Here is a 9,081-nt window from a genome sequence, read left to right as displayed (position 1 = left end):
GCACCCCCGCCCCCGACGTCCTCAAACCGCGTCCGCCCCCGCGGCCTCGGCCTCTTCGTAGGGCGTGTAGCCGTCGACCCAGCGGCGGACGGCCTCGCGGGCGGCGGCGGGGTCGCCGGCGTCGATGGCGCCGCGCAGGGCCTTGAGGGCGGTGGCCATCTCGAGCTCGCTCAGCCGGCCCTCGAGGGCGCGCAGGATCTTGGGATGGTGGGTGCCGAGCATCTGCGCGCCGATCAGCAGCTCCTCGTGCATCTTCTCGCCCGGCCTGAGCCCCGTCACCTGGATCTCGATGTCGCCGTCGGGGTTGGCCTCGTCGCGCACCGTGTAGCCGGCGGCCTCGATCATGTCGCGCGCCAGCTTCATGATCGGGATCGGCTGGCCCATGTCGAGCACGAACACGTCGCCGCCCTCGGTGAAGCTGCCGGCGATCAGCACCAGCCGGGCCGCCTCGCCCACGGTCATGAAGTAGCGCGTCACCTCGCGGTGGGTGACGGTGACGGGGCCGCCCCGCCCGATCTGCTCGGTGAACAGCGGGATCACCGAGCCCGACGAGCCGAGCACGTTGCCGAAGCGCACCATCGCGAAGCGCGTGGTCTGCGAGCGGCTGGCGAGATCCTGCACGATCAGCTCGGCGAGCCGCTTGGAGGCGCCCATCACGTTGGTCGGCCGCACCGCCTTGTCGGTGGAGACCAGCACGAAGTGCGACACCCCCGCCTCGCGCGCCGCCTCGGCGAGCACCCTGGTGCCGAACACGTTGTTCATCAGCCCCGAGAGCGGGTTGTCCTCGACCATCGGCACGTGCTTGTAGGCCGCCGCGTGGAGCACGATGTCGACCTTGTGCTCGGCGAGCGCCCGCGCCACCAGCCCGGCGTCGGTCACCGAGCCGAGCACCGGCACCAGCCGCACCTTCGCCGAGGCGAGCTCGGCCAGCTCGCGCTCGACCTTGTAGAGCGCCAGCTCGCTGATCTCGAACAGCACCAGCCGCTTCGGCCCGCAGGCCAGCACCTGCCGGCACAGCTCCGAGCCGATCGAGCCGCCGGCGCCGGAGATCAGGATGGTCTTGCCGCGGTAGAGCCTGGACTGCTCGCCCATGTCGCGCTCGAGCCCCTTGCGGCCGAGATAGGCGCCCGGATCCACCGGCTGGATCCGGTCCTTGAGGGCGCCGTCGCCGACGAGGGTGGCGAAGGAGGGCAGCGTGCGCACCTCGGCCCCCGCGGCGGTGAGCTTGCGCGCCAGCTGCGCCTGCTTGGGGCGGCTGATCGAGGGCATCGCGAGCACCACGCGGTCGATGCCGCGCTCGCGGATCACCTCCTCGAGCCGCGCCGGCGCGAGCACCGGCAGCCCGGCCACCATCAGCCGCTGCAGGGTCGGGTTGTCGTCGACGAAGGCCACCGGCTCGAGCGCGTCGTCGGTGCGCAGCGCGTTGGCGAGCTGCACCCCGGTCTGGCCGGCGCCGTAGATCAGCACCCGCTTGCGGTTCGAGCCGCGCCGGTAGACGTCGATCAGCACGTTGCGCAGGGTGAAGCGCAGGGTCACCGAGGCGATGGTGAAGCACATGGTGAAGATCACCGCCGTGGAGGTCGGCAGCATGTGCGGAAACAGCATCGGCCCGATCAGCCCCAGCGAGAAGCCCACCAGCAGCGCGAACACCACCGTGCGCAGCACCGCCTGCTGCTCGTAGGCCTTGAGCTGGATCCGGTGCAGGTCGAGCAGGTGCGAGAAGAAGGCCCCGAACGAGACCATCAGCGCCACCATGCCCCAGAGCTCGGCGGGCCGCTCCACCAGCAGCCGCAGGCCGGACTCGCTGTTGTCGATCACCAGCGCCAGCAGCAGCGACAGCGGGATCAGCGCCAGGTCCGTCGCCAGCAGCACGAGCTGCTTCTGCAGCCGCGTCAGCCGCACCAGCACCCGGTAGAGCGCGCCGCTCACCGGCCCGCCCCGCGCCGGCGGCGCACGGCGCCCGGCGGTGGTCGTCGCGCTGCTCTCGGGCCGCTTGCTGTCCGGCGCCATGTGGCCTGTCCCCTCGCCCTCTCGCGCGGGGGACCGCCCGCGCGCGTGGATGGCGGACTCTACCCGGCGGGGGGCGCGAGATCCATCCGCCCGCCGCCGCCGCCGCCGCGAGCGCGGCACTCCTGCCACGCCCCGCCCCCGCGGCAAGCGCGCGGCGGGGGGCGCGCGTTGCACAATCGGGGGCCGCGCATTAGGGAGACAGCCGGTCTGGCCCCGCCGCGCCGCCCGCGAGAACCGCCCGCAAGAACCGCCCGAAAGATCGGCCGATGCCCCGCACGCTCTACCTCCACATCGGTGCGCACCGGACGGCGACCACGTCCAGCCAGACGTTCCTCGCCGCCAACCGCGACGCGCTCGCGGCCCGGGGCTGGCTCTACCCGTTCGGCGCGCGCCGCCACGACGCCCAGATGACCCGCCTGTTCGCCGGCGAGACCGACACCGCCACCCTCGCCGCCGAGATCGACGCCGAGGCCGACGCCGCGGCGGGCGAGATCCACTCGGTGATCCTGAGCGACGAGGACGTCAGCCTGCACCCCGACCTCGCGCCGCTCGCGGGCTTCAGGGCGCATTTCGACGTGCGCGTCGTCTACGCCCTGCGCCGGCAGGACACCTGGCTCGAGAGCTGGTTCTTCCAGAACATCAAGTGGCAGTGGAACCCCTCCCTCGCCCACGCCTCGTTCCGCGAGTTCCTGCGCCGGCGCGAGGAGTTCCACTGGATCGACTACGACCGCCACCTCGGCCAGCTCGAGGCGCTGTTCGGGGCCGACAACGTGCTGCCGCTGGTGTTCGAATCCGGCCAGATGCCCGAGGGCCCCGTCGCCGCGCTCTGCGACCGGATCGGCCTGCCCCGCGACGGGCTCAGCGAGCCGCCCCACGTCAACACCTCGCGCTCGCCCGCGATGGCCGAGTTCATGCGCCACCTGCCCCTCGACGAGGCCCCGCCCCGGCTCCGGAACGCGCTGATCCGCGCCTGCGAGACCGTCGACCGCGAGACCCTCGGCAACACCGGGCGGCAGAGCGAGCGGGTCATGGGGCCGCTGCAGCGGCTGCGGGTGACGCGCCGCTACGCCGCGGGCAACCGCGCGGTGGCGCGGCGTTACTTCGGGCGCGACGCGCTGTTCTTCGACCGCCCCGTCTACCGGCGCGGCGTGCCGCTGGCGCTGCCGCGCGATCCGGAGGTGCTGATGCAGACCCTCGTCGCGCCGCTGCTCAGCGAGCTGATGGCGCGCAAGGTGCTGGCGCGGCGCGACGACGCCGAGCGCGCGGCCCGGCGGGCGCGCAAGAAGGCCCGGCGCGCCGAGAAGGAGGCGCGGCAGAAGGCCGGGGCGGAGGCGGGCGCGGGTGGCTGAGCTGACGCCGATCCAGTCCCTGATGCGGCCCGAAGAGGGCCTCTGCACCGAGGCCGGCCTCTACGTGCGCCGCCGGGGCGCGGCCCGCTTCGCCGGCCCCGACCTGCGCCTCGGCCCCGGCGGCGGCGTGCGCTTCGACACCTACGCCAACCTCTTCGCCCTCGGCCGCTGGCGGCGATGCTGCGGCCTCGCCAGCCTGCGGCTGCGGATCGGCGGCAGCGGCCGGGTGACGCTCGCGCTCGAGGTTGCCCGCCCCGGCGGGCGCCCCGCGCGGGTGCGCCGCGAGGAGGTCGACCTGCCCGTCGAACTCGACCTCGCCGACCTGCTCGCCGACGAGCCCGACGACCGCCGCCTGCTGATCCTCGACCTCGCCGCCGAGACCGCCGCCACGATCACCGCCGTCGACTGGCTCACCGCCGACGCCCCGCGCCGCGACCCGCGCCTGACGCTCGCGATCACCACCTTCCGCCGCGAGGCCGCCGTGGCGCGCTCGGTGGCGCGCTTCACCGGCTTCCTCGCCGCCCATCCCGCCTACGCCGGGCGGCTGCACCTGGTCGTCGTCGACAATGGCGGCACCGCCGAGATCCCCGCCTCGGAGACGGTCACCCCCGTCACCAACCGCAATTTCGGCGGCGCCGGCGGCTTCGCGCGCGGGCTGATCGAGGCGCGCGGGCGCGGCGCCAGCCATTGCCTGTTCATGGACGACGACGCCGCCGTCCACATGGACTCGATCGCCCGCACCTGGACCTTCCTCGCCTATGTGCGCGACCCGGCCACCGCGGTCTCGGGGGCGATGATCACCGCCGACCGCCCGACCCGGCTCTGGGAGAACGGCGCCACCTTCCACGGCGGCTGCCACCCGATCGCCCACGACACCGACCTCACCGACTGGGACGAGCTCGCCGAGATGGAGCACGCCGCCGCCGGCCCGGCCCCGGCGCACTTCTACGGCGGCTGGTGGTTCTTCGCCTTCCCGATCGCCCCGGTGCGCCACCTGCCGTTCCCGTTCTTCGTGCGCGGCGACGACGTGAGCTTCTCGCTGGTGCACGACTTCACCCACGTGACCCTCAACGGCGTCGCCTCGTTCCAGGACGGCTTCACCGGCAAGGAAAGCCCGCTGACCTGGTATCTCGACCTGCGCAGCCACCTCGCCCACCACCTGAGCCTGCCCGGCCTCGACATCCCCCGCTGGAAGCTGCTGCGCCTGCCCGCCTGGTTCTACGCGCGCAACCTTCTCAGGATGCACTACGAGACCCTCGCCGCGATCAACCTCGCCGTCGAGGACGTGCTCGCCGGCCCCGACCACTTCGCCGCCACCGCCGACCTCGCCGGGCGCCGCGCCGACCTCGCCGCGCTACGCCGAGCTGAGGCGTTCGCCCCCGCCGCGGGCCCGCGCCGGCCCGACGAGATCCGCCTGCCGCCGGGCCACCGGAGCCTGCGGCTGCTGCTCAAGCTGACCTTCAACGGCCACCTCGTCCCGTTCTTCTCGCGCTTCGGCAACCGCATCACCCTCGACGCCACCCAGCGCGGCCGGATCCGCAAGGTCTGGGGCGCGTCCGAATTGACCGTGCGCGACGGCGCGCGCGCCTACACCGTGCGCCACTCCAAGCGCGCCGCCTTCCGCGAGGGCTGGCGGCTGACGCGGCTGCTGGTGCGCCTGGCCTGGCGCCGCGACGCGCTGCGCCGCGACTGGCAGGCGGGCTATCCGCGCCTCACCGACGATGCCTTCTGGACAGGGGCGCTCGGCCTGCCGAAGCTGCCCGGACCCGATGCCGAGCCGAAAGGGCAGGATGCTGCGCCGAGTCCGGATACCGCCTGAGACCTCCGCCAACCTCTGCCTCGCGCGGCTGCGCCGGGCCGAGCGCGGCGGCGCCCTCGACGCGCCCGACCTGCGCCTCGGGCCCAAGATCTGGCTCCATGCCGACCCGTCCCTCGCCCCCGAGGGCACCTGGCGCTCGCCGCGGGGCCGCCTGCTCGACCTCGTCGCCCGCCCCACCGGCCCCGGCGGCTGGTTCGCCCTCCATGTGGGCTTCCCCCTGCCCTCGCTCGCCGGGCGCGGGCTGGTCGGCTTCGCCCTGCGCGGCGCGGCGCCCCGGCCGCTGCTGCTGCGCGCCGCGTTGCGCTCGGGGCAGGCGGAGGGCTTCACCGACGCCTTCTTCGAGCGCTCCGTGATGCTGCGCCCCGAGAGCGCCACCCATGTCGACGCGCTCTTTGTCGCCGAGCGCACCGACATCCCCGAGCGCGCCGGCTTCCGCGAGCTCGTCCTGTTCCTGCCGCTGGCTGATGTGACCCTAAGCCTGCATGATCTGCGGCTGTTCTCCCTGTGAGCGACAGCCTCGCCCTCGTCGTCCCGGCGCGCAACGATCATGCCGGGCTGGCCCGGCTGCTGGCGGGGGCCGCCGCGACGGGCTGCGTCGCCGAGGCGGTGGTGGTCGACGACGCCTCCGACCCGCCGCTCGCGCCGGCGCCCCTGCGCCGCGCCGCGCGCGGGCTGCCGCTCACCCTGCTGCGCCAGCCCCGCCCCCGGGGCGCCGGCGCGGCGCGCAACCGCGCCCTCGCCTCGGTGCGCGCCAGCCACCTGCTCTACGTCGACGCCGACGACCTCGTAACCCCCGCCCTGCCCCGCCTCTGGGCCGACCTGCGCGGCCGCGCCTACGATTTCTGCCACTTCCGCCACGCCGAGAGCGGCCTGTCCTGGCGCGGGGCCTGGGGGATGCCGGCGCAGGACGAGATGCTCTGGGCCGGGGCGGGCCTGTCGGCGGGGGCGCTCGCCGGCCCGCTCGACACCCGCCAGCGCGCCGCCCTCGCCCAGACCGCCAACTACCCCTGGAACAAGATCTACCGCACCGACTTCCTGCGCGCCCACGGCCTCGTCTGCTCGGAGACGATGGTGCACAACGACATCGAGCTGCACTGGGCGAGTTACGCCGATGCAGAGACTGTCCTGGCCGCCGACCGCCCCGCCGTGATGCACCATTTCGCCGCCCGCGGCGGCCGGCTCACCAACCGCACCGGGATCGAGCGGCTCGCCGCCTTCGTCCCCCTCGAGCGGCTCGCGGCGCGGCTGGTGCCCGAGGCCCCGCTCGCCCTGCCCTACCTGCGCTTCGCCAGCCACTTCCTCGCTTGGGTGCGCGCCAACATGCGCCCCGAGCTGCACCCCCGCTTCGACCGGCGCACGGGCCACTTCGTGCGCCGCCACATCGATGCCGCCGGCCTCGCCCGGATCGCCCGCGCCGACCCGGTGCTGGGGCTGCGGCTGACCCTGATGGGAGCCCTCTAGATGACCATGCCGCTGAGCTTCCTGCTCGCCATCCCCGCCCCCGCCTCCGCCAGCCTCGCCGAGGCCGACGCCCCCCTCTGGAGCGGCCTCGCCAGCCTCGCCGACGGGCTGCGCGAGGACGACCAGGTGGTGCTGGTGCAGGCCGGGCCGCACCCGGTGCTCGACCGCTTCGCCGACCGCGGCGGCTGGCGCGCGGGGCTGGTGCGCCACGTGGTCCCGCCCGGCACGCCGCTGAGCGAGATGCAGGCCGCCGCCGCCGCCGAGGCCCGCCACCCGGCGCTGCTGGTCCCCGCCGGCGCCCGGCTCCGCCCCGGCCCCCTCGCCGCGCTGCGCGCCCGGATGGCGCAGGCCGCCCCGGAGACGCTCTTCGTCCTCGCCCAGGCCTGGCGGCTGGCGGGCGACGCCGCCCTGCCCGCGCCCGATTCCGCCCGCATCGGGGTCGAATCGGCCGCCACGCTGCGCCCCGACCCGGCGCGGCTCGTGCCCTTTGCCGCAGCTGCTGCAGAAGATGAGCAGGCCGCCGCCTATCGGTCGCGGATTTCTGCCGCCCGGCATGTCGCCGTTTTCGACGATCCGGTGCTGCTCGCGGCGCCCCCCGCCAGCGACGTTTTGCCGCTGCTCGAAGGCCTCTCCGACGACGCCCCGCCACCGCCCCACCTGGGCGACGAACTGCTGCTGATGCGCGCCGCCGAAACCCGGGCCGCGCTCGCCGCCGCGACCGCCGCCTGGGGCCGGCTCGGCGCGCAGGCGCGGGCCGCCCTCACCGCGCGCGACGACCTCGCCGGGCGCCTGTTCGGGGCTGTGTCAATTGGCGATCGCGGCGCCGCGCTGGCCGAGCTCGCCCTCGCCCAGCTCGCCCGCGCCGAGGCCGATCGCACCGCCCTCGCCACGGCCCTCGGGCGGGTCGAAAACGACCTCCGCCTGGCGCTTCCGGGCGAGGCGTGGCTGCGCGAGACCTACGAGCGGCTGCGCCCGATCTGACGTTGCGGCACGGCCGCGCCGCCGGCGGCCGACAGAAGCATTTTCATCATTTCCCCACTTTCGCCCCGGTTCTGCTTCGGCGGCGCCAAGGTCTGCCGGCACTGCTCGCAGGGTGGCAAGCGGCTTTCGTCTTTGCCAGACCCCATGGCCGACAACGACGAGATTGGACCGAACCGACATGAGCCTGGCTACTTCCCTTGAGCGCTACCTGCTGAAGCTGATCAACAAGGAACGCAGCAAGCGCGGGATCGACGAGCTCGTCCTCGAGCAGAACCTGAACAAGTCCGCCGACAAGCACTCCGAGTGGATGCTGAAGACCGACGTCTTCTCCCACACCGGCGTCAACGGCACCAGCTCCAGCGACCGGATGCGCAAGGCCGGCTTCGACATGGACGGCAGCTGGCACACCGGCGAGAACCTCGGCGCGGTGACCATCGGCGGCAAGGCCGGCCTCAAGGACGACGTCCGCCGCCTGCACGAGAACCTCATGGACAGCCCCGCCCACAAGGCCGAGCTGCTGCATCCCGATTTCGAGTACGCCGGCATCGGCATCAAGATCGGCAATTTCGACTTCGGCGGCGGCCGCGTCGCCAAGACGATGATGGCCACCGAGAATTTCGGCCGCACCAGCGGCGAGGGCAAGCTCGACCTGCAGGGCAACGGCCGCGGCAACCGCCTCAGCGGCGAGGACGGCAACGACACCATCAAGGGCAAGGGCGGCAACGACCGCATCAAGGGCAAGGACGGCAACGACCGCATCGACGGCGGCAGCGGCCGCGACAAGATCGACGGCGGCGACGGCCGCGACAAGATCAAGGGCGGCGACGGCCGCGACAAGATCGACGGCGGCAACGGCCGCGACAAGCTCTACGGCCAGGACGGCAACGACCGCCTCGAGGGCGGCCGGGGCAAAGACACCCTCAAGGGCGGCGACGGCAGGGACAAGCTCAAGGGCGAGTCCGGCAACGACAAGCTCTACGGCCAGCGCGGCGACGACAAGCTCGACGGCGGGTCGGGCAACGACAAGCTCAAGGGCGGCAGCGGCGCCGACAGCTTCGTGTTCCGCGACGGCTACGACCGCGACAAGATCCGCGACTTCTCCGGCAAGGACGAGATCCGGCTCGACGACAACCTCTGGGAGGGCAACCTCTCCGCCCGCCAGGTCGTCAACCGGTTCGCCGACGTGGTCGACGGGAATGTCGAGTTCGACTTCGGCGGCGGCGACGTGCTGACGCTCCAGGGCGTCGACAGCACCCGCGGCCTCGCCAGCGACATCGACATCTTCTGATCCGGTCGGAGCGGCTGACCTGACCGTAGGCCGGGCTTCAGCCCGGCCTGCCACGCCCCCACCCCGGGCAGCGCCGGCCCGCCGGGGCGCGGCTCCGCACCGCGCGACCTCTTCAAGGCCCCCACGGCGCCGGATCGGAGACGACATCGCCAGAAGCGCCGCCCCGGGGGGGC

Annotated in this window: 7 protein-coding genes; 6 read left to right on the top strand and 1 reads right to left on the bottom strand. The window is 73.8% G+C overall.

The features are described from left to right. Positions 1–21 precede the first annotated feature (21 nt). A complete protein-coding gene (locus OG2516_RS18590) occupies positions 22–2,010 on the bottom strand; it encodes a polysaccharide biosynthesis protein (protein ID WP_007257310.1) in 1,989 nt (662 codons plus the stop codon). A gap of 266 nt (positions 2,011–2,276) precedes the next feature. Between OG2516_RS18590 and OG2516_RS18585 the strand changes: the two genes are divergently transcribed. The 6 genes from OG2516_RS18585 to OG2516_RS18560 all read left to right on the top strand — a co-directional run bounded on the left by OG2516_RS18585 (position 2,277) and on the right by OG2516_RS18560 (position 8,908). Next, positions 2,277–3,359 carry a hypothetical protein gene (locus OG2516_RS18585; RefSeq protein WP_007257309.1) on the top strand — a complete coding sequence of 361 codons (1,083 nt, stop codon included), beginning with the start codon at positions 2,277–2,279 and terminating at the stop codon, positions 3,357–3,359. Continuing rightward, positions 3,352–5,178 carry a glycosyltransferase gene (locus tag OG2516_RS18580; RefSeq protein ID WP_007257308.1) on the top strand — a complete coding sequence of 609 codons (1,827 nt, stop codon included), beginning with the start codon at positions 3,352–3,354 and terminating at the stop codon, positions 5,176–5,178. The genes OG2516_RS18585 and OG2516_RS18580 overlap by 8 nt, the downstream gene beginning before the upstream one ends. Further along, on the top strand, positions 5,150–5,686 hold the full coding sequence (locus tag OG2516_RS18575; protein WP_007257307.1) for a hypothetical protein: 537 nt from the start codon (positions 5,150–5,152) through the stop codon (positions 5,684–5,686). Before OG2516_RS18580 ends, OG2516_RS18575 begins: the two co-directional genes overlap by 29 nt. After that, complete coding sequence (locus OG2516_RS18570; protein ID WP_007257306.1) at positions 5,683–6,639, top strand: glycosyltransferase family 2 protein; 957 nt, start codon at positions 5,683–5,685, stop codon at positions 6,637–6,639. Before OG2516_RS18575 ends, OG2516_RS18570 begins: the two co-directional genes overlap by 4 nt. Beyond that, positions 6,640–7,620, top strand: a complete 981-nt coding sequence (locus OG2516_RS18565; RefSeq protein WP_007257305.1) for a hypothetical protein — start codon at positions 6,640–6,642, stop codon at positions 7,618–7,620. It begins immediately after the preceding gene. A 178-nt stretch (positions 7,621–7,798) separates the two neighbouring features. Continuing rightward, a complete protein-coding gene (locus OG2516_RS18560) occupies positions 7,799–8,908 on the top strand; it encodes a CAP domain-containing protein (protein ID WP_007257304.1) in 1,110 nt (369 codons plus the stop codon). The last annotated feature ends 173 nt before the right edge of the window (positions 8,909–9,081 follow it).

The sequence above is a fragment of the Oceanicola granulosus HTCC2516 genome (genome assembly GCF_000153305.1).
In the GTDB taxonomy this organism is placed as follows: domain Bacteria; phylum Pseudomonadota; class Alphaproteobacteria; order Rhodobacterales; family Rhodobacteraceae; genus Oceanicola; species Oceanicola granulosus.
Note: the sequence above shows the minus strand (reverse complement) of the source record. Positions and strands in the feature narration are given on the sequence as shown.

Excerpts from the sequence above, each read along its gene's own strand:
- OG2516_RS18590 (WP_007257310.1), bottom strand. The coding sequence starts at position 2,010 with ATGGCGCCGGACAGCAAGCGGCCCGAGAGCAGCGCGACGACCACCGCC.
- OG2516_RS18585 (WP_007257309.1), top strand. The coding sequence starts at position 2,277 with ATGCCCCGCACGCTCTACCTCCACATCGGTGCGCACCGGACGGCGACC.
- OG2516_RS18575 (WP_007257307.1), top strand. The coding sequence starts at position 5,150 with ATGCTGCGCCGAGTCCGGATACCGCCTGAGACCTCCGCCAACCTCTGC.
- OG2516_RS18565 (WP_007257305.1), top strand. The coding sequence starts at position 6,640 with ATGACCATGCCGCTGAGCTTCCTGCTCGCCATCCCCGCCCCCGCCTCC.
- OG2516_RS18560 (WP_007257304.1), top strand. The coding sequence starts at position 7,799 with ATGAGCCTGGCTACTTCCCTTGAGCGCTACCTGCTGAAGCTGATCAAC.